Annotated in this window: 21 protein-coding genes; 13 read left to right on the top strand and 8 right to left on the bottom strand. The window is 44.9% G+C overall.

Features of this window, described 5'->3' with window-relative positions; genetic code table 11:
• The first annotated feature begins 14 nt into the window (after positions 1-14).
• The 5 genes from R7E38_RS08320 (at position 15) to R7E38_RS08300 (ending at position 5,820) form a co-directional block, all read left to right on the top strand.
• On the top strand, positions 15-1,025 hold the full coding sequence (locus R7E38_RS08320; protein ID WP_038890633.1) for a putative 2-aminoethylphosphonate ABC transporter substrate-binding protein: 1,011 nt from the start codon (positions 15-17) through the stop codon (positions 1,023-1,025).
• Positions 1,026-1,294: 269 nt separating this feature from the next.
• On the top strand, positions 1,295-2,401 hold the full coding sequence (locus R7E38_RS08315; protein ID WP_226083349.1) for a putative 2-aminoethylphosphonate ABC transporter ATP-binding protein: 1,107 nt from the start codon (positions 1,295-1,297) through the stop codon (positions 2,399-2,401).
• 8 nt (positions 2,402-2,409) lie between these two features.
• Complete coding sequence (locus R7E38_RS08310; protein ID WP_226083350.1) at positions 2,410-4,134, top strand: putative 2-aminoethylphosphonate ABC transporter permease subunit; 1,725 nt, start codon at positions 2,410-2,412, stop codon at positions 4,132-4,134.
• A gap of 9 nt (positions 4,135-4,143) precedes the next feature.
• Entirely contained in the window at positions 4,144-4,848 is a 705-nt protein-coding gene (phnR, locus tag R7E38_RS08305; protein WP_005442366.1) for a phosphonate utilization transcriptional regulator PhnR, read from the top strand.
• Between the two features lie 66 nt (positions 4,849-4,914).
• On the top strand, positions 4,915-5,820 hold the full coding sequence (locus R7E38_RS08300; RefSeq protein ID WP_176311418.1) for an EamA family transporter: 906 nt from the start codon (positions 4,915-4,917) through the stop codon (positions 5,818-5,820).
• A 68-nt stretch (positions 5,821-5,888) separates the two neighbouring features.
• Here R7E38_RS08300 and R7E38_RS08295 read toward each other — a convergent pair whose 3' ends face one another.
• Positions 5,889-6,440, bottom strand: coding sequence for an outer membrane beta-barrel protein (locus tag R7E38_RS08295; protein ID WP_149192177.1), 552 nt, complete (start codon positions 6,438-6,440; stop codon positions 5,889-5,891).
• A gap of 12 nt (positions 6,441-6,452) precedes the next feature.
• On the bottom strand, positions 6,453-7,379 hold the full coding sequence (locus R7E38_RS08290; RefSeq protein WP_005384371.1) for a VirK/YbjX family protein: 927 nt from the start codon (positions 7,377-7,379) through the stop codon (positions 6,453-6,455).
• Between the two features lie 412 nt (positions 7,380-7,791).
• On the opposite strand from R7E38_RS08290, the gene R7E38_RS08285 reads away from it, so the two are divergent.
• From R7E38_RS08285 to R7E38_RS08265, 5 genes are all read left to right on the top strand, one after another.
• A complete protein-coding gene (locus R7E38_RS08285) occupies positions 7,792-8,151 on the top strand; it encodes a DUF3316 domain-containing protein (RefSeq protein WP_064369428.1) in 360 nt (119 codons plus the stop codon).
• A 218-nt stretch (positions 8,152-8,369) separates the two neighbouring features.
• Positions 8,370-9,770 carry an FAD-dependent oxidoreductase gene (locus tag R7E38_RS08280; RefSeq protein WP_176311419.1) on the top strand — a complete coding sequence of 467 codons (1,401 nt, stop codon included), beginning with the start codon at positions 8,370-8,372 and terminating at the stop codon, positions 9,768-9,770.
• Between the two features lie 113 nt (positions 9,771-9,883).
• Positions 9,884-11,008, top strand: a complete 1,125-nt coding sequence (locus R7E38_RS08275; RefSeq protein WP_176311420.1) for a carboxypeptidase family protein — start codon at positions 9,884-9,886, stop codon at positions 11,006-11,008.
• A 454-nt stretch (positions 11,009-11,462) separates the two neighbouring features.
• Positions 11,463-12,443 (top strand): OmpA family protein, encoded by a 981-nt coding sequence (locus tag R7E38_RS08270; RefSeq protein WP_053307160.1) that lies wholly within the window; start codon positions 11,463-11,465, stop codon positions 12,441-12,443.
• A gap of 200 nt (positions 12,444-12,643) precedes the next feature.
• Positions 12,644-13,513 (top strand): LysR substrate-binding domain-containing protein, encoded by an 870-nt coding sequence (locus tag R7E38_RS08265; protein ID WP_137282837.1) that lies wholly within the window; start codon positions 12,644-12,646, stop codon positions 13,511-13,513.
• Positions 13,514-13,581: 68 nt separating this feature from the next.
• On the opposite strand, the gene R7E38_RS08260 is transcribed toward R7E38_RS08265, so the two are convergent.
• Positions 13,582-14,457 (bottom strand): LysR family transcriptional regulator, encoded by an 876-nt coding sequence (locus R7E38_RS08260; RefSeq protein ID WP_005384388.1) that lies wholly within the window; start codon positions 14,455-14,457, stop codon positions 13,582-13,584.
• A gap of 248 nt (positions 14,458-14,705) precedes the next feature.
• Between R7E38_RS08260 and R7E38_RS08255 the strand changes: the two genes are divergently transcribed.
• Entirely contained in the window at positions 14,706-14,942 is a 237-nt protein-coding gene (locus tag R7E38_RS08255; protein ID WP_005374030.1) for a hypothetical protein, read from the top strand.
• A 121-nt stretch (positions 14,943-15,063) separates the two neighbouring features.
• Here R7E38_RS08255 and R7E38_RS08250 read toward each other — a convergent pair whose 3' ends face one another.
• Entirely contained in the window at positions 15,064-16,434 is a 1,371-nt protein-coding gene (locus tag R7E38_RS08250) for an L-serine ammonia-lyase (RefSeq protein ID WP_137282836.1), read from the bottom strand.
• 131 nt (positions 16,435-16,565) lie between these two features.
• Between R7E38_RS08250 and R7E38_RS08245 the strand changes: the two genes are divergently transcribed.
• The gene (locus tag R7E38_RS08245; protein WP_137282835.1) at positions 16,566-17,408 is read left to right on the top strand and encodes a YdcF family protein; all 843 of its coding nucleotides are present in this window, start codon (positions 16,566-16,568) and stop codon (positions 17,406-17,408) included.
• Here the strand turns inward: R7E38_RS08245 and R7E38_RS08240 are convergent.
• Both R7E38_RS08240 and R7E38_RS08235 read right to left on the bottom strand, forming a co-directional pair.
• The gene (locus R7E38_RS08240) at positions 17,398-18,054 is read right to left on the bottom strand and encodes a hypothetical protein (RefSeq protein ID WP_005374025.1); all 657 of its coding nucleotides are present in this window, start codon (positions 18,052-18,054) and stop codon (positions 17,398-17,400) included. The two genes, R7E38_RS08245 and R7E38_RS08240, sit on opposite strands and share 11 nt — an antisense overlap.
• A gap of 248 nt (positions 18,055-18,302) precedes the next feature.
• A complete protein-coding gene (locus tag R7E38_RS08235; protein WP_005374023.1) occupies positions 18,303-18,569 on the bottom strand; it encodes a DUF333 domain-containing protein in 267 nt (88 codons plus the stop codon).
• A 277-nt stretch (positions 18,570-18,846) separates the two neighbouring features.
• On the opposite strand from R7E38_RS08235, the gene R7E38_RS08230 reads away from it, so the two are divergent.
• Positions 18,847-19,365: an NUDIX hydrolase gene (locus R7E38_RS08230; protein ID WP_005374021.1), complete on the top strand. Its 519-nt coding sequence runs from the start codon at positions 18,847-18,849 to the stop codon at positions 19,363-19,365.
• Positions 19,366-19,800: 435 nt separating this feature from the next.
• Here the strand turns inward: R7E38_RS08230 and R7E38_RS08225 are convergent, their stop codons facing one another.
• Entirely contained in the window at positions 19,801-20,547 is a 747-nt protein-coding gene (locus R7E38_RS08225; protein WP_137282834.1) for a lytic transglycosylase domain-containing protein, read from the bottom strand.
• The gene (gene flgN / locus R7E38_RS08220) at positions 20,528-20,965 is read right to left on the bottom strand and encodes a flagellar export chaperone FlgN (RefSeq protein ID WP_005374018.1); all 438 of its coding nucleotides are present in this window, start codon (positions 20,963-20,965) and stop codon (positions 20,528-20,530) included. Before flgN ends, R7E38_RS08225 begins: the two co-directional genes overlap by 20 nt.
• Between the last annotated feature and the right edge of the window lie 8 nt (positions 20,966-20,973).

The raw sequence follows: 20,973 nt of genomic DNA, 5'->3' as shown, positions 1-20,973 counted from the left end.
ATTAACTGGAGAAAATGATGAAAAACCGTTTGATGAAAGGATCGCTGGCTGCACTTGTCTCTCTGCTAGCTACGAATGCAATGGCAGCACAGGAAGTCACGGTTTACACCGCTTTCGAAACTGACATTCTTGCGAAATACAAGTCTGCGTTTGAGAAAGATAACCCAGATATCAAGATTAAGTGGGTTCGCGATTCCACCGGTATCATGACGGCGAAATTGCTGGCAGAAAAGAACAACCCTCAAGCGGAAGTGGTTTGGGGTCTTGCTGGCTCGTCAATGGCACTGCTTAAAGATGAAGGTCTTCTTAAGCCATACACACCAAAAGGTTTGGAAGAGCTGCACGCGAACCTAAACGACCCTCAATCAAACCAAGCTTGGTTTGGTAACGATGCGTTCTTTAACGCAGTTTGTTTCAACGAAGCGGTAGCGAAACAACTTAACCTACCGAAACCAACGTCTTGGGAAGACCTAACGAAGCCGGTTTACAAAGGTCACATTGCAATGCCGAACCCAGCGTCTTCAGGCACTGGCTACATGCAGGTTTCTGCTTGGCTACAAAACATGGGTGAAGATCAGGCATGGAACTACATGCGTGACCTAGATAAGAACATTGCACACTACACGCACTCTGGCTCTAAGCCATGTGTTCAAGCGGGTATGGGTGAAGTGGCTATCGGTATTTCGATGGCAAGCCGCGGCGCGAAGCTGAAAACACAAGGTGCACCACTAGCGGTTATCACACCAAAAGGCATCGGCTGGGAATCAGAAGCCGTTGGTCTAGTAAAAGAGTCGGATGCAGCGAAACGTGTTGTCGACTGGTCAATCTCTAAAGCGGCAAACGAGCTTTACGTAGAAATGTACCCAGTGGTTGCACATAAAGAAGTGAAAGCTAAGGTTTCTAACTTCCCGAACGTTCAAGAGAACATGGCGAAGATGGACTTCGCGCAAATGGGTAGTAAGCGTGCAGAGATTCTAGCGGCATGGTCTGAGAAGTTCGACGCGAAATCAGAGCCAAAATCTTAATTGAATTTGCTCTAATTTGAATACTGAAATCCACCTCGGTTGAGGTGGATTTTTTGTTTTCTCTGTTATTTCAAAGTTTGCTGAAAGTAGATTCCTAGTCTCACCTAGGTTCGCTGGAATGACGAACTTAAGAAAGTCGGGAATCTCTAATTGTCACGTAAACAAACTTCGCTTCTCTTCATCTATTTGTCATCTTCTGGCTATAAATTTGTCATTGGAACGTAACACTCCAAAATTAAAGTTGGTATATACCATTTGGAGCGTGTGTTATGTCAACTAACCAACATTACCTAAATATTGAAAATGTAGTGAAGCAATTCGGACAGTTCACTGCATTAAAGAAAATCTCGCTAGCGATTGAAAAGGGCGAGTTTGTTTGTTTTCTTGGTCCTTCTGGCTGCGGTAAAACCACTCTGCTACGTGCCATTGCAGGTTTAGATTTGCCAACGTCTGGTGCGATTTTTCAAAACGGTCAAGAGACCACATTTCTACCACCAGAGAAGCGCGATTTTGGCATCGTCTTCCAATCTTACGCGCTTTTTCCGAACCTAACTGTGCAAGAGAACATTGCGGTGGGTTTGAAGAACGAAGGCATGTCTACCAAAGAAGCGTTAGAGAAGGTGGATTACTGGCTAGAAACCATTGGTCTTCCAACCTCTGGCGAGAAATTTCCTAACCAACTTTCTGGTGGTCAACAGCAGCGTGTGGCACTCGCTCGCGCATTAGCGTTGTCTCCGGGTCTACTGTTACTTGATGAGCCGCTGTCAGCGCTAGATGCAAAAGTGCGTGTTCACTTACGTGACGAGATTTGTAAGCTGCAACGCAAGCTTGGCATTACCACCATCATGGTTACGCACGATCAGGACGAGGCGCTGTCAATGGCGGATCGTATCGTGGTAATGAACCATGGCGTGATTGAGCAAGTCGGCACACCTCAAGAAATCTACCAACAACCAGCAACGCGCTTTGTCGCTGAGTTTGTCGGCAGCATGAACTTTATTGAAACCTCAGCCGCAACGGATTCTCAGGTACGCATTGCAGAAACCCTAATGCCAGCGCCAAGCTTGACCAATCGTAAGATTCAACGTGGTGACCGCTTCGACCTTGCGGTACGCCCCGAAAGCATCAAGTTCGTTGAAAACTACAACAACTCTTTACCTGTGCGAGTTACCGCTACCGAGTTTCTGGGGGCGTTTTTCCGCATTGATTGCGTATTGCAAAACGACGGCTCAACGAAAGCCATCGTAGTGGATGTACCTGTGGAAACGGTTCAAAAACTCAATATCAAGGCGGGCGATGTACGTTACATCCAGTTTGCTGAAGAAGGGCTGCATGGTTACGCCGTGCCCTCGGTTGATAAAGCGCTAGCAGCGTAGGTGTAAACATGGATGCGAAGACAATGACGATGAATAGCCTAACCACACAAGACAAAGCAAAATCCCTACTCGGACGTGTTAGCCGCGACAACCTTGTGTTGTTTGGCTTGCTCGCTGGCTTGTCGACCATGATGGTGCTGTTCATCTTAATGCCGCTTTGGGCAATGTTGACCAAGAGTGTGCAAAATGCCAATTGCGAATTTGTCGGTCTGGCAAACTTTGCGACGTACTTTTCCTCTTCAAGCTTGTGGGTGTCGGTGGGAAACACCTTCACTTTGGGCGTGATTGTGACCTCTGTAGTGGGTGTGCTTGCGTTTGGTTATGCCTACGCGCTGACTCGTTCATGCATGCCGTTTAAAGGCTTGTTTCAAATCCTAGGCACTGCGCCAATCCTTGCGCCTTCGTTGTTGCCGGCGATCAGTTTGATCTTCCTTTTCGGTAATCAAGGCATTGCCAAAGAGATGCTGTTAGGAAACTCGATTTACGGCGTGATTGGTATCTCGATGGGGTTGATCTTCTGGACCTTTCCTCATGCATTGATGATCTTAACCACTTCGCTGCGCACTTCTGATGCTCGCTTTTATGAAGCAGCCCGCGCACTGAAAACTTCGCCCATCAAAACCTTCTTTATGGTGACGTTACCTGCGGCGAAATACGGTTTGATCAGTACGCTTATCGTCGTCTTTACGCTGGTTATCACGGACTTTGGTGTGCCGAAAGTGATTGGTGGCAGCTACAACGTTCTGGCGACTGACATCTTCAAGCAAGTTGTGGGACAGCAAAACTTTGCCATGGGTGCAGTGACCAGCATCATGCTTCTATTTCCTGCGGTAATGGCGTTCGGCGCAGACCGCTGGGCTCAGAAAAAGCAAAAGAGCTTATTTGACACTCGCTCGGTGCCGTATCAGCCAGAACCTAACAAAGCGCGCGACAGCATTTGTTTGGTTTACTGCAGCATCATTTCTATCGCAGTGTTGGCAGTGCTAGGCATGGCGGTGTATGGCTCGTTAGTTACGTTCTGGCCTTGGAACAAAGCGCTGACGCTAAACAACTACAACTTTGCCGAAATGAGCACTTACGGTTGGAGCCCATTCTTCAACTCGCTAACACTTGCAGGTTGGACGGCAGTTATTGGTACAGCCATCATCTTTGTCGGTGCTTACTGCATTGAGAAAGGGCGTGCGTTTGGTCCAATTCGCCAAGTGATGCAAATGCTTAGCGTGGTGCCAATGGCGGTTCCGGGTATGGTGCTTGGTTTGGGTTACATCTTTTACTTCAACGATGCGAACAATCCTCTGAACGTGCTTTATGGCACCATGGCATTCTTGGTGATTAACACGGTAGTGCATTACTACACTGTGGGTCACATGACAGCCCTGACAGCGCTAAAGCAGTTGCCATCGGAGATTGAAGCCACGGCGGCATCGGTGAAGCTTCCTCAATACAAGTTGTTCTTTAAAGTGACATTACCTGTGTGTTTACCTGCGATTTTGGACATTGCGACTTACTTGTTTGTTAATGCATTGACCACCACTTCTGCGGTAGTATTCCTTTACTCAACCGATACGATTCCGGCTTCGGTCTCAATTCTGAATATGGACGATGCAGGTCAAACTGGCGCTGCAGCGGCAATGGCGGTGATGATTATGATGGCTGCCGCAATTGCGAAGATTGTTCAGATGACTTTGGGTAAATTGTTAGAGAATCGCACACAAGCTTGGCGCAAAAGATAAGGACACTTCGTGCAATACGTAAAAATTAAAGATTCGATTGTTGAACAGATTGAAGCGGGCATGCTATCGCCGCGTCAAAAACTGCCAGCAGAGCGTAAGTTGGCGGAGTCGTTCGATACTACACGCGTCACTCTGCGTGAAGCTTTATCACTGTTAGAAGCGGAAGGTCGAATCTATCGCGAAGATCGCCGAGGTTGGTTTATCTCACCTGAGCCATTGCGTTACGACCCTACCCAAACGCTAAACTTCCCGAACATGGCGAAAGCGCAAAATCGTGTGCCAAAAACAGAGTTGGTCGCAGCAAAAGGAACGTTGGCAAACAAACAAGCGGCGCGCTTGCTGGACTTGCAGCCTTTCTCGGATGTGTATCGAGTTGACCGTGTGCGATACCTTGAAGACAGGCCTGTGGTATTCGTAACAAACTACATTCGCCCAGAGCTGTTTCCGAACCTGTTGGACTACGATTTATCAAATTCACTGACGGACATTTATCGCGATCATTATGGCGTTACATATCAAAAGATTCGCTACCGCATTTCAACCAGCACTTTGTTGGGTGAAATGGCTCAAGCACTGCGCGCGACAGCCGGCACGCCAGCGATGGTGGTGGAGCGCATCAACTACAACCAACACGGTGAGTTGATTGATTGCGATATCGAGTATTGGCGACACGATGCCATCAGCATTGAATCTCTAGCGGAACTCAATCGTTAAGTGGATTTTCTCATTATCTAAGGCTCCATCTCGGGGCCTTTATTTTATTCAGACAGGAACATTGAAATGGATTTGTTGGCGATTGGTCTCGTCGTTTTTTCTGCTGTTCTCCATGCGGGGTGGAATATCCTTGGCAAAAGCAACTCAGGCTCTGGGCTCGCGTTTACTATGGCCGCCAGCTTTTCTGCATGTTTCATTCTTACCCCTTATTTGATTTGGTATTTGGTGACCATTGGCTGGACATCATTACCGAGTGAATTTTGGGGATTGCTGCTCATTAGCGGCATTTCACAAATGGTCTATCTAGTCGGTTTGATTGTCGCTTATAAGCACGCAGACGTGGGGGTGGTTTATCCAATTGCTCGGGCGTTGCCTGTGATGATGGTCGGCGCAATCAGTGTGGCATTAGGGCATGAATTATCCAGTCAGCAGTGGCTTGGATTCTTGCTGATAACCCTTGGTTGTATGCTGGTACCACTGACGAACTTTCGTCAGATGACGCTGAGCTCTTATTTGAATGTCGGTGTGTTCTGGGCATTAATTGCCGCAATAGGTACAACGGGTTACTCCGTGGTTGATAAAGAAGCGCTGAGTTTACTCACAGGACAAGCATCAGAGATCTTGAATGATCAGTACAGTGCAATCTTCTATTTGGGCGTGCAGTTTTGGGCAATTGGTATTCCTGCCCTTGTGTGGTGCTTGGTTACGGGCAAGCCAGATGAGATTAAGACAGCCTGGCATATCCGAAAAACAGCCAGCATGGCAGGGGTAATGATGGCATCCACCTACGGCTTGGTGCTGTTTGCGATGACCATGACCGACAACGTGAGTTTGGTCGTAGCACTAAGGCAAATCAGTATTGTGTTTGGATTGTTTATGGGGATTTGGTTTTTGTCTGAGAAATGGTATCTCACCCGAGGGCTTGGCGTTACTTCTATCGTGGCGGGGATCATTCTCGCGCTTGCGTATTGACCTATATTCACGAAAAAAGGCAGCGAATGAGCCTCTCGCTGCCTTTTGTATTAACTTGTAAGCCTTGTTTAAAAACGCAGTTGCGCACCAAACATCACGCCGCTAGAGTCAAAATCGCTGTTTTTTGAGTACACATATTCTGCATTCAAACCAAAGTGTTTATAGCTCCAGCCGATACCGCCAGCCGCTTCACCTCCGACACTTGAGTGTTCGATGTTCTTACTCTGACCGTTCACTTTATAAGTGTATTCGAGAGTGTAGAGAGTGACACCTGCCTTGCCGTACAGTTCGAAACCTGAACCCAGAGGATAGCTAGCATAGCCACTCAAGCGAGGTCCGGAGAAGCTCGTATCGGTGACTTCTGAAATCGGACTCACGAGTATCGAGCCGATACCGTCAAACGCGCCTTTATAACCTGCTTCGATACCAAAGTTATGTGTTGGCATGTAGCGGTAATATATTTCACCTAAGAACATGTCGCCTGATTCTTTGCTTGTCGGAGCATTGTAGTTCACATCGCCATAGCCAATGTTTGTACCTATGATGTGCTCACTGGTTTCTGCATTGGCTGACAAAGAAAAAGCCGACAACACTAAAGCAGTAATGAATGAATAACGCATGAACGCTTCTCCTTAGCTTTTAGCTTGCTCGCCTTTTAATATTTGTTCGAAAGTGATCTTGGTGTTGTCTAGCCATTCATAACGGCGACGATACATCGAACGCTTAGAGCGCGACATGCCTTCGATATCTCGACGGGGTGCATTTACATCAATTGAGTAAAAATGACGATTGTATTCGGTGCCGCCTAATTCTTGCCAGAGTGCATCGTAATCTGTTTTGATTCGCCCTTTGCTGTAGCGCTTAGCTGCGTAAGTATGGGACTGCGTTTTCACTGCTAGAATCGTGTTCACTTCCCAAATTTGTGCGAGCAAAGTGAGCAAGCTCACCATCAAGCTTTTTGGTCTCTGTCCGTAAAGCTTACGAGTTAGCTTTTTAATTTTCGCGTTGTTTTCTTCACTGCTTCGCGGTCCTTGTAAGCCGCCAATCATAATGCTGCGTCCAGATTCGATGTGACCGAGCGTAAAAGAGAGCGTGTAGAAGTTGCCATCTTCAGCGCTGTGCAGCACTAGGCTCATATCGCCTTCTTTTTGATAACGTGCTTCGTATACTAATCTCACCGAGTACAGGATTTCGTCAATTTCAAAAGAGGCTAATGTTAGGCCTTTCGAGTCTGTGTAGATTTCTTCGATTGTTTGTTTAGAAAACAGTTCTGAAATAGTTTTATAGTGATCAACTACCAAGTTAGAACGATCGAACGCTGAGTTGTTTTTGATGATATACGGACGAAACGGTTTCTCTAAAAACCGATGCGTACGTGTACAAAGCAACTCTAACAATGACGATTCAATATTGTCTGAAAGGTGCTTAAATGCACGTTTGTAATAAAGCGCACGTAAGATGAACTTAGCTCTGTAGGTCCAAATTGGCTTGTAGACATCAGCATAATCATCTGAGTAAATCGATTTGCTATGGTAAAAAATGGATTTGTTCGCGGTCATTTTCACTCCAGATTAACTTGTGCTCAATAGCGACAATTAAGAACCGACGGACGAGCAGCGAAGAACCCGAAAAGGAGGAATGCAAAGCACGACTGAAAAGAGGTGGTTTTTGCTGTGTCCGACGTTTTTGTAAGGTTTTGAACACTGTTCTTTTGCTGGAATTCTAAGAGAAAATTGACCTTAGGTATTGTATGGTTTGGTAAGGAAATGTCAGGTTGAAACCCATTGTTCAAAAGGAAGAAAATGCGAATGTCGGCTGAATATGACGTTGAGTTGCTAAGTTAATGTGAAATAAGTTGAACGAAAATTGAACATTATTTGAAATTGTTTTGACGTGTTTTAGGTCTTTATACGTACCTTATAAGTATCGAGCCAATTTTGGCTCGATGTAAAGGTAAGTAAGGAGAGGTTTATGAAACGCTTAACAACTTTAGCAAGTACGATTGCTCTGATTGCTGCACCTTCTATGGCTCTTGCTGGTGGTTATCATTGGACAAACGATACCGAAACTATCCATGGCGACGTAATGGATAGCAAACAAGCGGCTTATGAAATGGGCCGAGACATGATCCAAAGCTACCAAAATAAATCATCTGGACAACTCCGTGATGAGTTTACGAGCCTTACAACGTATGTTGATCGCCAATCGTTTTCTATCACTGACTCAAAAGTCATGGTAAATGAGTTCTTGCAAAGTGACGGGCAAGTTGTTTACCAGCCTATTCTCAATGTTCAATACGAGTACCGCATGCGTGATACCGGTAAATATTAACCAGTAAGACGGACTCGAATTGTTTACCACTAATATTTTTGCTGTTTGTTTTGGGGAGCCACGAGCTCCCCATTTTGTTTTTGTTGGAAGCGAAAATTCGCACACTCTCAGTGCAACATTTTCTATCGCTCAGCGTTAGATTTTCTTGCTCGTTGATTGTCATCATCGTTTGTAAAGTGTTTGCGGAAATGGATGTAACGCACTAACGAGGATACCCGATGACACATCATTCATATTGGTTCAAGCAGGCAATTGAAGCTGAGCAACGAGAAACGCCACAACCGTTACAGCAGAACATTAATACTGACGTTGCGATTGTTGGTGGCGGATACACCGGACTTTGGACCGCGATTATGATTAAGCAGCAATCTCCGGAAAAAAAGGTAGTCGTGATTGAAAAAGGCCTTTGTGGCAGTGGTGCATCGGGCGCAAACGGCGGTTGTATGCTGACTTGGTCGACAAAGTTTCCGACATTGAAACGGTTATTCGGTGAAGAACATGCTGCTTGGTTGGTAAAAGAGTCGGAACAAGCAGTGCTCGAGATTGACGACTTTTGTCAGCAGCACAACATCGATGCGCAATTATCGTTGAAAGGGGTTTATTACACTGCAACCAATCAGGCTCAAACTGGGGGAATGCAGCCAGTTGTGGACGAGTTAAAGCGATTAGAAGTGAACAGTTGGCGTCGTTGCTCGGTGGAGGAACTGCGTGCCAATGCGGGATCGCCGCGCAATATAGAAGGCTTTCACTCTCCAGTTGCAGCCAGCGTTCAACCTGCTTTATTGGCGAGAGGATTAAGACGCGTCGCAATGGAGTTGGATGTTGAAATCTATGAGAATACGCCGATGACGCGTCTAGATTATGGAAAACCTGCCACTGTCTGTACACCTAAAGGAAATGTTCAAGCGCAGCAGGTGGTGTTGGCATTGAACGCATGGATGGTGGAGCAGTTTAAACAGTTTAAAAACAGTATCGTGGTGGTCTCTTCCGACATGGTGATCACCAAGCCGCTTGGTGACGCACTACCTCAATCTGGTTGGCAGGCAGGTTCTAGTGTGTTGGATTCTCGTATTTTTGTACACTATTACCGAGATACGCCAGATGGCCGTTTGATGTTGGGGAAAGGCGGCAATCAGTTTTCTTTCAATAACCAAGTTGACGCAATGTTTAACAAGCCAACACGCTACCAAGGTCTACTGCGCAAGTCGTTCGATAAGTTGTTTCCTCATTTGAGAGGAGAGGAGTTTGCTTATTCATGGACGGGGGGCTCTGATCGTTCTGCTACTGGTTTCCCTTTTTTCGGCGAGCTAGATAAACAGAGCAATATCTTTTACGGATTTGGTTATTCAGGCAATGGTGTAGCGCAGACTCGAATGGGCGGAAAAATCTTATCTTCGTTGGCATTGGGAATCGATAATGAATGGACGAAAAGCGGTTTAGCCAAAGGGCCGTTGGGGCATTTCCCGCCAGAGCCATTCCGTTGGACGGGAGCAATGATGGTACGCAACGCGGTACGTCGCAAAGAGGAAGCAGAAGATAACGAGCAGACGCCATTCATCTGGGATAAGTGGCTAGCAAAACTCGCGGGACCAGCAGGCAAAGCGGATAAACTTGACTAAACTGAAGACTTTAGCCACAAACGAGACAGTTTGCAGTGAAAGTCATTGGGGCGCGATGAAGCCTTGTGTTAGCCTCTGTCTTTCAAGCTCAGATTTAAAAGGTGAGTCATAAAATGAAAGTATTCAGCAACTTCGATAGCGGCAGCATTCACGTAGTGAAAGCGGACGACAAAAACGACATCCAACTCAAAATTCCTAACGACAATATGTCGGAATTCTACCAGTGGTTCCACTTCCGTCTTGAGACAGAAGCCGAGCAATCACACACCATCAAATTGCTTGATTTGGCTAAATCGGCTTATCCAGAAGGATGGCAAGGTTACGATGTGGTTGCGTCTTACGATCGTGAAGAATGGTTCCGAGTACCGGCAGAGTTCGATGGCGACACGCTGACTTTCACTGTAATCCCTGAGCGCAGCTCAATTTACTTCGCGTACTTTGCGCCATACACGTACGATCGTCATTTAGACTTGTTACACATGGCACAAAGCGCGCACCACTGCCAACTTGAAACACTAGGCCACACATTAGACGGCAACGACATGAGCTTGCTTACTTTCGGTGAGCCAGAAGAAGGTAAAAAGAAAATCTGGATGATTGCACGTCAGCACCCAGGTGAGACGATGGCAGAATGGTTCATGGAAGGTATGGTCCAACGTCTGTTAGATGAAAACGACACGGTTGCGCGTGCATTGCTTGAAAAAGCGGTGCTTTACGTCGTACCAAATATGAACCCAGACGGTGGTATTCGCGGTCACTTGCGTACCAACGCAGTAGGTGTAAACCTAAATCGTGAATGGCAAACGCCATCAATGGAAAAGAGCCCAGAAGTCTACCTTGTGCGTCAGCGCATGCTGGAAACGGGTGTTGACATGTTTTTAGATATTCATGGCGATGAAGCGATTCCGTATAACTTCGTCGCTGGCTCAGAAGGTATTCCTTCTTACGATGAAAATCTTGCCGCTTTAGAGACATCATTTAAGCAAGCGTTACTGACTATTACGCCAGAGTTCCAAGATGAGATTGGTTACGATAAAGATGAGCCTGGTAAAGCGAATTTGACGGTGGGTTCAAATTGGGTTGCAGAGCAGTTCAAATGCTTGTCTTACACAATCGAAATGCCATTTAAAGATAACAACAATCACCCAGATCCACTTTACGGTTGGTCTCCTGAGCGTAGTGTCTTGTTTGGGCAAGATGTATTAGCTGCAACGTTAACCGTAGCGGATAAAATTTAGCGCGACGAGTTAACGCTTTTTCATTATTTCGAAAACAGCTCATTTAAATGAGCTGTTTTTTTGTGCTCTCCAGATCCACGCTCCCCTGTAAAAATTTGTTGCCATTCACAAGCTTAAATGATGATTCTTAAATTTGAGAAAGTGGCTTTTTATGGTGATTTGCGTCACAGAAAGTTGGCTTCTTTGTGATATTCTCCGCAACGAATTGACTATGGCTAAACCAACGCAACGAACTTTGTTTTTCGGTTGGGTATGCGGATGAAGCTCATGAATAGATGGTCTTGAGGTTACCTTTTTCCGTTTTACGTCATTGGCGTTTGAATATCATTTTTGATTCTTTCCTACGCTATTTAGCTATTTCTATTCGAAGAAAAGAGAAAGTTACGGCTTCATATTTTACGGCAGTATGCTGCCGCGATGTGTTGCTTTGTGTACAAGAAAAAGGAAAAGAATAATGAAAAAAATCGCTATAGCAGTGGCTACTGTACTTGCTGGTGGTGTGATCTCAAACGTTGCACTTGCTGACACTTACATGGGCGGTAAAATAGGTTACAACTCTCTAAACGATGCGTGTTACCTAAACGAACCTTGTGACGACGACAGTTTTGCAGCATCTATGCACTTAGGCTACAGCTTCAACAAGTACGTTGCAGCAGAGTATGGTGTTGATTACCTTGGTGACTTCACTGCAAACTTCAAAAAGCCTGGCCTAAACACCGTTGATGGTGATCTTTGGGCGTTGACGCTTGCTCCTAAATTTAACCTACCGCTAACGGATTCTTGGAATCTATTCGCGAAAGTTGGTGCTGCATACATGATGGCTGGTGACGAGAAAGATTTCGTACCAACTGGCTCTCTGGGTGCTGAATACCAAATCAACTACAACTGGAGCCTACGTGCTGAATACCAACGCTACCAAGATATGTCTGATGATGTAATTGAAGACATGGATTCAGATTTCTTCGGTATCGGTTTCAACTACAAGTTTGGTTCTGAGCCAGTCGTTCAAGAAAAAGCCGTTGAAGAGATGGTAGAAGCACGTCCTGCAACACGCATTGTAGATCACGTTTACCCTGCTCAAACAACAGCGACAGTACAATTCGACTTAGAAAGTGCAGAAGTGAAAGACACGTCGAACCTTTCTGGTACCGTTGATTTGATGAATACTTACCCACAAGCTCAAGTTGAGATCACGGGTTACAGCGATACGACAGGTTCTGCTGCTTACAACAAACAACTCACAGAAAAACGTGCGAAAGCCGTTGCTGACGAGTTCCAAGCAAAAGGTATTGCGGCTGAGCGTATGACAGTGAAAGGCATGGGTGAAGCTAACCCAGTGGCAAGCAACGAGACACGTCAAGGTCGTCAAATGAACCGTCGTGTTGAAGTGGTTGTTCCTGCGTTTGAATACCAAACAACTGAAAAAGCAGAATAATTCCTGCTTAAGATAAAGTTCCAAAAGCCAGCGTGTATCACGCTGGCTTTTTTGATCCCGCTTAACAAACTAAGTAGTTGTGTAGAAACATAGTTATATCGGGACGCTTTGACATATGCTCAACATACGTAAACTCAGCACCTTCATCAATTTGTCATCACCAGTTCATAGCATGACAGCTAAATGTCTGGGAGAATGATATGCAAAGTTTACCGCCGCTCAATTTGCTCCGAGCTTTTGAAGCCACGGCTCGACTACAGAGTTTTACAAAAGCTGCAGAGGAGCTAAATGTGACTCGTGCGGCCGTAAGCCAACAGGTGAAATCGCTAGAGTCACAGCTCAATGCGACGTTATTCGAGCGCAAGGGCACTCACCTTACGCTGACCTGCTCCGCACAAGAATACTGGCCTGTGGTTAATCATGTGCTTCAAACATTATCGACCACGACGCAGCATTTATTTGCTCGTCCCAAGAATACGCAAGTTAACTTACATGTCGCTCACAGCTTTTGCTCTCAGTGGTTAATGCCAAGATTGGCTGATTTTCAGCGACAATTCCCAGACATTTCCTTTAAAGTCTCGACAACTGCTAATACGGTTCCAAACGCCAGTGCGATTGCGGATATCGAAATTATTAACGGAGATGGAGATTGGCAAGAGCAAGAAGCCATACGATTAACCCAAGAAAACTGGATTGTTGTCGCAAGCCCCGGCTTTATGCATTTAAACCCGATAAATGACCTCTCGCAGTTAGCTAAAGCGCCTAAAATCTGTACTAGCGGTTATCATGAATCTTGGCAAGAGTGGTTTTCACACCAAGGTTACCAAGGGAAGTTGAGCAAAGTCGTCGCCGAGTTTGAACACTCATTGCTTGCTATTCATGCTGCGATTAATCAACTTGGCGTGTTGCTGGTAAGAGACTTTCTTGTTGAGGATGAGCTGCAACAGGGCGTATTAGTCCAGGCTGGAAATTGGCATATGCCAAGTTCTGGTGCACATTATATGATGGTTCGAGCATCCGAAAAATCACACGTAAACACCTTTGCTCAATGGTTAATACAGAGTCTTTAATGTTCGTTCAGCGAGTGAGTAGAGCGCATGTGTGGTTTAGCTATTATTAGCAGTAGCAAGTCATCAGTCTAGGACTGAGCGACATGCTTAATGACATCTAATAACCACTGATTTACCGGAGCTTGCTGTTGAGAGCGACGACAGCTCATCACGTAGCGAACATCAAGCTCTAGCCCAGCAGGAAGCGCGATACTCCGGCAACCCTTAGGAACATGTCCACTCATCGTTATGCCAAAATGATTCGTTTGCAGAAGCACTTTTTGAATCATCGCTGGATGCTCAATTTCCACTTTAGGTGTGGTTCTAAAACCCATATGTTTGAGCCTTTCCAACACTGGGTATCGGTAGTCGTTCCATCCCGGCGTTTTAAAAAGTATAAAAGGGTATTCTTCTAGTTCTTGGGAGTTTTGAGCGGGATGATCTTGTCGAACAAAAAATACCGCTTTTCCTCGCCCTAGTTCGGTCTGAACAATTGACTGTGGCAGATCTTCATCAAAGTAATGAATCGCAATGGCGTTTTCACCGTCAATTAATCGTTTTTTTGCTTCGCTACCCCAGCGCAAACATGAGAATTTTGCGTTTGGGGCGTGCTTTAGTAACTCCAAGTAAAACTTGTCACCAAAGTACTCCCAAAACAATGTGTTGGCATAAATAGTGATTGAACCGTCAAAATGAGCTGGTGAAAAATGCTGTGGTTTGATGGAATCAATACTGTTGATTATTTGCTCAAAATGCGCAATGTTCGCTTCCACAAAAGCTGTTGGTTCAAAGCCATTTTTGGTCTGAACGAATAGCGGATCATTGAGCTGAGTTTTCATCTTTGTCAGATTTTTGCTGATTGCTCCTGACGTTTTACCGAGTGATTCTGCGACTAACCGGACGTTACGTAACTCATACATCCGTTTTAATACCAAAATATTTTGAATATCCAGATTAACGCTCATACATTGTCTCGCTTGGCTTTTGTCGACAAATCATATCGCTGAATTTCTGAAGAAAAGACAACGCTCGGTCAATTTACGTTGCTGCCTTATCCCTGATTTATTGAAGGTAACGATAAGTTATTCTTGGTTACATCAGTTTATTAGCATGGATTTCCATTTGGTAAATAATGGCTTTCCTCGTATGAGCGCGTTTCTGTTGTTACAGTTTTTCCACCGACAGAAAGTAAGAACGATAATAGAGGTGATGTATGAAAAAACTAATCGCACTTGTTTTGATGGTTTGCTCAACAAACGTAGCATTTGCTGGCGATGGGTCATACACAGGCACGATTGATATGACGATGGCAACGAAAAATCAGGTTGACGTAGAGCGTGCAGATTCTCAATTGACGCTGAAGGGTCGCAATGAAATGGCCTATGGCGGTGTAACAATCCATTCGGATGCTGCAACTCAAAAAATTGAACTTCGTGGTCGACGTGATTAATCGAATAGTTTCTTGTTAAGAAAATGCCGCGAAGAACGCGGCATTTCTATATGTAATATCATCAGATCATAATTACCAGATAAGCGTATGGTGAGAAGCTAAGCGCAATGACCACTTGCCATTATTCGCATGGCGGTGCCATATGAATGACAGCTAAGCCCCCCAAAGAGGTTTCACGGTATTTTTTATTCATATCTTTACCAGTCTGATACATGGTTTCGATAACTTTATCTAACGAAATTAAACATTTACTTGTGCGCTTTAATGCCATACGCGATGCATTAATCGCTTTCATTGCTCCCATGGCATTTCTTTCAATACAAGGTACTTGAACCAAGCCGCCAATCGGGTCACAAGTCATACCCAATGAATGCTCCATCGCAATTTCCGCAGCAATACAAATCTGCTCGTTACTGCCCCCTCTTAGCGCTGTTAAGCCAGCGGCAGCCATGGATGAAGAAACCCCAACTTCTCCCTGACACCCCACTTCTGCACCAGAAATTGACGCGTTAGTTTTATATAAGATGCCGATAGCGCCGGCGACTGCGAGAAAGTCTTTTAGCTGTTTAACATCGAGCTCTTTGATGAAGCGATGGTAGTACATCAATACCGCCGGAATCACCCCTGCTGCGCCATTCGTTGGAGAAGTAACGACTTGCCCTCCTGCTGCATTTTCTTCACTAACCGCAAAGGCGAAGAGATTGATCCAATCCATGATCTCCATCGGATCGTTTTCAACTGCAGCGTTGGCTTCGAGCTTTTTCAAAAGGTTTGGTGCTCGACGAGTGACATTTAGACCACCTTCCAAAATCCCTTCCGTATCGAAGCCACGTTGCATGCAGAGCGACATCACTTTCCAAATTTGCTCTGCTCTTTGTTTAATTTCTTCGTCTGAGCGAAATGCGAGTTCGTTTTGGAGGATCATGCCTCCCAAGCTGAAACCGTTCGTCTCGGCTTTTTCCAGCATCTCATCTGCGGATGTAAACGGAAATGGTACTGCGACCTCATCTTGTTGCGTGCCGTTCTCTAGTTCGTCGGCGGTGGCGATGAATCCGCCCCCAATGGAGTAATAAATTTCAAACGCTACTTGATCTCCAGCAGCGTCTAATGCCGTAATCGTCATGCCATTTTCATGCAGGGGAAGGTTGTCGCTATGAAAGACGATGTCATGGTCGTAGCTAAACTCAATCTGGTGTGTACCGGCGAGCATGAGCGTATTATTGTCTATGGTATTTTGTAGCGCACTTTTGGCACTGCTCATTTTGATGGTATCAGGTTTATTTCCCATCAAACCAAGGACCGTGGCTCGGTCTGTATGGTGCCCTCGACCTGTCAGTGACAATGAGCCATAAAGGTCCACTTGCACCCGATGCACTTTCGCCATAGAGTCGCTAACTAGCTGAGTGAAATGGAATCCGGCAAGCATAGGACCATTAGTGTGGGAGCTGGATGGCCCGACACCAATTTTAAATATATCGAAAATCGACAGCATAATTGACTTCCTTTAGCAGTGAACCTTTATAAAGGTCTCTAGAACAGTGTTGTTAACTAGATGTTAAAGCTTGTGGGTCGGGAGTGAAAGAAGATTTTTGTAACACTGCCAACTAAGCGCGAGATTTTAAAATGAAGTTAGACAACATCGTCATCGTTTTAGGTAAACGCCTCGTCAATAACAGGTTGACCTCTGAGGGCATAACCAGAGTCGAAGTTTTGTCTTGTAGGACTGCATCACTACCGACAGAGCGAACGGCGATTATTTTTTGTGGCGGAGTAACGCAAGGACAAAGTGTTTCTGAAGCAGAGGCGATGTACGCGTATTTTAGAACCCTAAACGCAGACTCTGTGAATCCGTTCCCTGAACGTCATATACTCTTAGAAACGGAGTCGTTGAACACGTTTCAAAACATGCGTTATGTTTCCCAAGTTTTGTGCAAAAGTGGGTTGTTCGAGTTATGGTCGGGGCATCCGGTTGAGGTTATCTTGCTGTCTAATGACTACCACCTCGAACGAATCATTGATATCCAGAATTTGATGGATGAGCAAGGCTTATTACGAGTACTTAAATCCGATTGCGAATCCATTGGGGTGACTCTCAATATTCCACTGGATATCAGCAAACATATTCGCGTGCCATACCCACATAAAGGGCTTATGGCGGAGACATTCTTGCTACTCGATGAACTCACAACCTACCGAGTTTATTTAGAAGGGGTCAAGCATGGCGCATTTTTCCGAGACTTATCAATTGTCCGAAAAAAGCCACTGATGATCGCAAGAGATGCTATTCGCAAATTGCTCTCTTTACCGCTCGATAAAGAGGCTTTGCAACATATTGAAGAAATGAAAAAGGCCGTCGAAATGACGGCCTTGGATGAATCTGTGGGTGCTGCGGAAAAGGCATTAAGTATCTTCCATCCGATACTGACTGCATTGAACCGTCGCTTTGACCCAGAGTCTATTCATTAAGCTCGCGTTTTGTGCGGACGGCGCTTAATGCGATCAAACAGTAGCAAAGCAGTTCTATACCTTCTTCTGAGATATTTTTAACATCACGGATGTAATTTTCGTCCATCACTTGTTGCCAAAAACTGCCCATACCATACAGACGAGAGAAGACTAATAATAGCATCACAGCGCCAACTAATAGCTTCATATGTGGCACTGTTAAAATAGTCGCCATTTCGTTCATGGTACCTTTACCACCTTGGTAGGCTTTGGCGCAAGCCAGTGCGGTGACAGCAAGTGCTGGGAAAACCCAAGAGCCATGATGAATCATGTCTGTCCAATAGTCCGTTTCGCGAATAATCAGTACTGCAAAAAATCCTGCAATCAAAATAGCCGCATGCTTTAGCTGAGGCTGTTGTTTCGATAAGCTGAAAAACGACCATGATGCAATAGCAAGCATCACAAGCTGGAGCGTTTCTGTAACGGAAAGCTCGCCAAGGCTTGATCCCAACACGACATAATCAAGACGAAGACTAAGGTTAACGAGAATACTTATAGCGACAATCATCAAGGCGTTTAAACTCGATTTATAAATAATGCGCTTTGATTTTTCAGTAACAACGTTGCTTGGGGCTGACTCGGCTTCTTTTACTATTTGTGTTTTCATCTTGCTCACCTGTCCCAGAAAATGTGGAAGAAATGTGAATTAGTGTGATCTGTGTTTGGAATTTTATTGTCCAAGTGGAAAGTTATGTCAGGGGAATGTCAAGAATAGAACACTGTTCGATATAGGGTCGATGTGCGGTAAAGTCAGAGATATGTAAAAACAACGTAAGAACACTTTGATAAATCAAATAAAAAGGAGCCCAAAGGCTCCTAAGTGATAGAGGGAAGGTGACGTATCGATAAAAATAATTAGTAGTTGTCACCCTCATTTTCTTTGTGATTCTCGCGATAGTATTCCCATTGCTCGACGCGTTCATTGTCCGACAGCACACAGTAAGTGACACGTTCGCCGTTTTCCGACACGGTATCCAGCTCACCACCTTGCTGAACACAGTATACGGCTGCGGGATTTGCAACGGAGGTATACTCAGTTGATCGGGTCGCTCCCTCGTAAGTTGAACAACCAGCCAGTACCAATGTTGCAGCCATAGCCATCATTAAATTTGTCTTTTTCATTCTTTATCTCCGCATGGGGTGGGCGAGTATTGTATTGATTATAGGCAACTTTAAGAGATTATTGTCTTATCGATGTTAAAAGTAAGAGGGACGTATAAGAATTTAGATATTCTCATTTATTGCTGATTAGCACGTCACACTTTTGTTCTAGGCGTATTGTTGTGAAGGTCATATCAATCACTCCCTGACAAGCGCTCGAACGTACTTTGCCTACAACAATGATTTAAAGTGTGAAATTCGGTAATATGCGCACAAAACATTGACCGTGGTATTTTCGATGAGACATTTAAAATCGACCGTTCATCCAGACATAGAGCATTTGGATGACAAAATTGTTTTTCAGCGCAATGCAGCGCGAGCCATTGTACTTGATGGTGAAGATGTGCTGTTGCTCTATACAGAACGTTACCATGACTACACGCTACCAGGCGGTGGTATTGATGATGGTGAAGATGTCATTGCTGGATTAGTCCGTGAATTAGAGGAAGAAACGGGCGCCCAAAATATACATGGTATTAAGCCTTTCGGAATCTTTGAGGAGTTTCGTCCGTGGTACAAGGATGACGCTGACGTGATGCACATGGTGTCGTATTGTTATACATGTAAAATCGAACGTGAGCTAGGCGAAACGGCGTATGAAGATTACGAAGTTAAAAATGGAATGCGCCCGGTATGGATGAACATACACGAAGCAATTGCACACAATGAAAAAACGATGGCAGAAAGCCCGAAAAAAGGCATGAGCATTGAGCGCGAAACGTTTTTACTTCAGTTGATTTCTAAAGAATTACTATAAACAGCTAGTTTGCATCATTACGACTTAGCTTCTGTTGGCTCTATTGTGGGCAAAGATTTTAGAGCAATAAAAAAGTCCGGACTCCCCCCCGGAACCCGGACTTATTCCAGACGCGCAAGCGAAGCGTCATCTTGATATGTTAGATTTGTTTCGAACTATGAAAACAATAGCTGTTTTACATTTAGTGTGTAAATAATTATTAGGTCTGACCATTGGTTTTCATGTTTTTTTGCAAACGCAATGTGACGCATATCTACCCAATTGCCAAGCGCAATTGGGGCGCTTTTTAGTAAACCACTACTCTTTCTTATCTTTGAGATACCTTACCTCAACTTTTTTGCACACGTTTGCATAGAGATCACGAGTTTTCAAATTCGCCGAACAGGATCTTGTAATTTTACGTTTCTCTGACATTGAGCTCTGTCGTAGCTTTTATCACAAATTAACTAGCGGAGGCAGTCGGCTAAAGTCGACCAGCGGTTGTGAAATCATAGGAGCGTCTGGAGCAAACAAGAGTAAAGGTTGAAATGATGAGGATTGTAACTGACCGATATCTATCAACTTTTCCAATGCATAGAAGCGGCTGACATATTGGCGAGTCTCGTTAGGCAGCGTGAGTTGTTGGAAATCTCGACTTCCTGCTCGCTGAATAGCACGTGCAACACGTCCTTCTCCGGCATTGTATGCAGCTAAAGTGAGAGCCATATTTTGATCGAATTTGTTGTATAAAAACGCCAGGTACTTGAGCGCGGCCGTTGTGCTGGCTTCTGTGTCAAAGCGATCGTCTTGTTTTGTATTTATCGTTAATCCGAATCGTTTCGCTGTGGCTGGTATCAGCTGCCAAAGTCCGGCGGCGTTAGCGTGAGAAACGGCTTTGGGATTGTAAGAAGACTCTAACATTGGCACTAAGGCTAGGCTATTTGGTAATGAGTGGTTTTGAAGCTGTTTGAAAATGTGGTTAATTACCGGCTTGGATGAATCGAGACGCTTGGCAATTTGTGGTTTGTATGGGGCTAATACTTGATACTGCGTTTGAATATCGACAGCATTTGGTTTTGCCTGGCACGTGATTGGAAGGTAGGACAGAAAGGCAATAAAAATAAAAAGGCCTACAGTACTCAGCCGAGATGGCGACTGAATCTGTAGGCAAGACGAACATCGTTTAGAACGATTTATCTTCATAAGTGTGTTGCACAGGTTGTTTGAGTTGACTGACCAACTCATGGAACGCCGCAGAGCTGTGGCCATTGCTCTGATTGTATTGTTGGCACTGACTTACCAACGTTTCCAATAGCGCCCATTGTTTTCTAGCTTGCATACCTATTTGGGCAGGCAAAGCATTGAAAATTCGTTTTACGCTGGCGTCATTACACGCTAACCCCAGCGCTCGCATACACTGGCTTCTGTCATTGGCGGAGCGGCTGAGTTTATTGAGTATCGGCATTTGTTTCTGAACATTGTCGTTCAGTGCCTCTCCATCAAACTTTAAGTACAATACCTTTTGCTGCTGCAGCAAAGGAAGCAGTTGTTGATAAAGCTTAATATCCTCAGATATAGAGCGAACAAATTGTTGAATTCGCTGCGATACTGCGCTTGCCATGATGTCTT

Origin of the sequence: Vibrio sp. Vb2131 (assembly GCF_033338535.1) — a bacterium.
Lineage (GTDB): Bacteria > Pseudomonadota > Gammaproteobacteria > Enterobacterales > Vibrionaceae > Vibrio > Vibrio alginolyticus.
Note: the sequence above shows the minus strand (reverse complement) of the source record. Positions and strands in the feature narration are given on the sequence as shown.

What these genes read in the sequence shown, in the direction of transcription:
- R7E38_RS08255 (WP_005374030.1), top strand. Translation starts at nt 14,706, where the DNA reads ATGAAAAAACTAATCGCACTTGTTTTGATGGTTTGCTCAACAAACGTA.
- R7E38_RS08295 (WP_149192177.1), bottom strand. Translation starts at nt 6,440, where the DNA reads ATGCGTTATTCATTCATTACTGCTTTAGTGTTGTCGGCTTTTTCTTTG.
- R7E38_RS08260 (WP_005384388.1), bottom strand. Translation starts at nt 14,457, where the DNA reads ATGAGCGTTAATCTGGATATTCAAAATATTTTGGTATTAAAACGGATG.
- R7E38_RS08280 (WP_176311419.1), top strand. Translation starts at nt 8,370, where the DNA reads ATGACACATCATTCATATTGGTTCAAGCAGGCAATTGAAGCTGAGCAA.
- R7E38_RS08320 (WP_038890633.1), top strand. Translation starts at nt 15, where the DNA reads ATGATGAAAAACCGTTTGATGAAAGGATCGCTGGCTGCACTTGTCTCT.
- R7E38_RS08235 (WP_005374023.1), bottom strand. Translation starts at nt 18,569, where the DNA reads ATGAAAAAGACAAATTTAATGATGGCTATGGCTGCAACATTGGTACTG.
- R7E38_RS08310 (WP_226083350.1), top strand. Translation starts at nt 2,410, where the DNA reads ATGGATGCGAAGACAATGACGATGAATAGCCTAACCACACAAGACAAA.
- R7E38_RS08285 (WP_064369428.1), top strand. Translation starts at nt 7,792, where the DNA reads ATGAAACGCTTAACAACTTTAGCAAGTACGATTGCTCTGATTGCTGCA.
- R7E38_RS08315 (WP_226083349.1), top strand. Translation starts at nt 1,295, where the DNA reads ATGTCAACTAACCAACATTACCTAAATATTGAAAATGTAGTGAAGCAA.
- R7E38_RS08225 (WP_137282834.1), bottom strand. Translation starts at nt 20,547, where the DNA reads ATGAAGATAAATCGTTCTAAACGATGTTCGTCTTGCCTACAGATTCAG.
- R7E38_RS08290 (WP_005384371.1), bottom strand. Translation starts at nt 7,379, where the DNA reads ATGACCGCGAACAAATCCATTTTTTACCATAGCAAATCGATTTACTCA.
- R7E38_RS08265 (WP_137282837.1), top strand. Translation starts at nt 12,644, where the DNA reads ATGCAAAGTTTACCGCCGCTCAATTTGCTCCGAGCTTTTGAAGCCACG.
- R7E38_RS08250 (WP_137282836.1), bottom strand. Translation starts at nt 16,434, where the DNA reads ATGCTGTCGATTTTCGATATATTTAAAATTGGTGTCGGGCCATCCAGC.
- R7E38_RS08230 (WP_005374021.1), top strand. Translation starts at nt 18,847, where the DNA reads ATGAGACATTTAAAATCGACCGTTCATCCAGACATAGAGCATTTGGAT.
- R7E38_RS08270 (WP_053307160.1), top strand. Translation starts at nt 11,463, where the DNA reads ATGAAAAAAATCGCTATAGCAGTGGCTACTGTACTTGCTGGTGGTGTG.
- R7E38_RS08300 (WP_176311418.1), top strand. Translation starts at nt 4,915, where the DNA reads ATGGATTTGTTGGCGATTGGTCTCGTCGTTTTTTCTGCTGTTCTCCAT.
- R7E38_RS08240 (WP_005374025.1), bottom strand. Translation starts at nt 18,054, where the DNA reads ATGAAAACACAAATAGTAAAAGAAGCCGAGTCAGCCCCAAGCAACGTT.
- flgN (WP_005374018.1), bottom strand. Translation starts at nt 20,965, where the DNA reads ATGGCAAGCGCAGTATCGCAGCGAATTCAACAATTTGTTCGCTCTATA.
- R7E38_RS08275 (WP_176311420.1), top strand. Translation starts at nt 9,884, where the DNA reads ATGAAAGTATTCAGCAACTTCGATAGCGGCAGCATTCACGTAGTGAAA.
- R7E38_RS08245 (WP_137282835.1), top strand. Translation starts at nt 16,566, where the DNA reads ATGAAGTTAGACAACATCGTCATCGTTTTAGGTAAACGCCTCGTCAAT.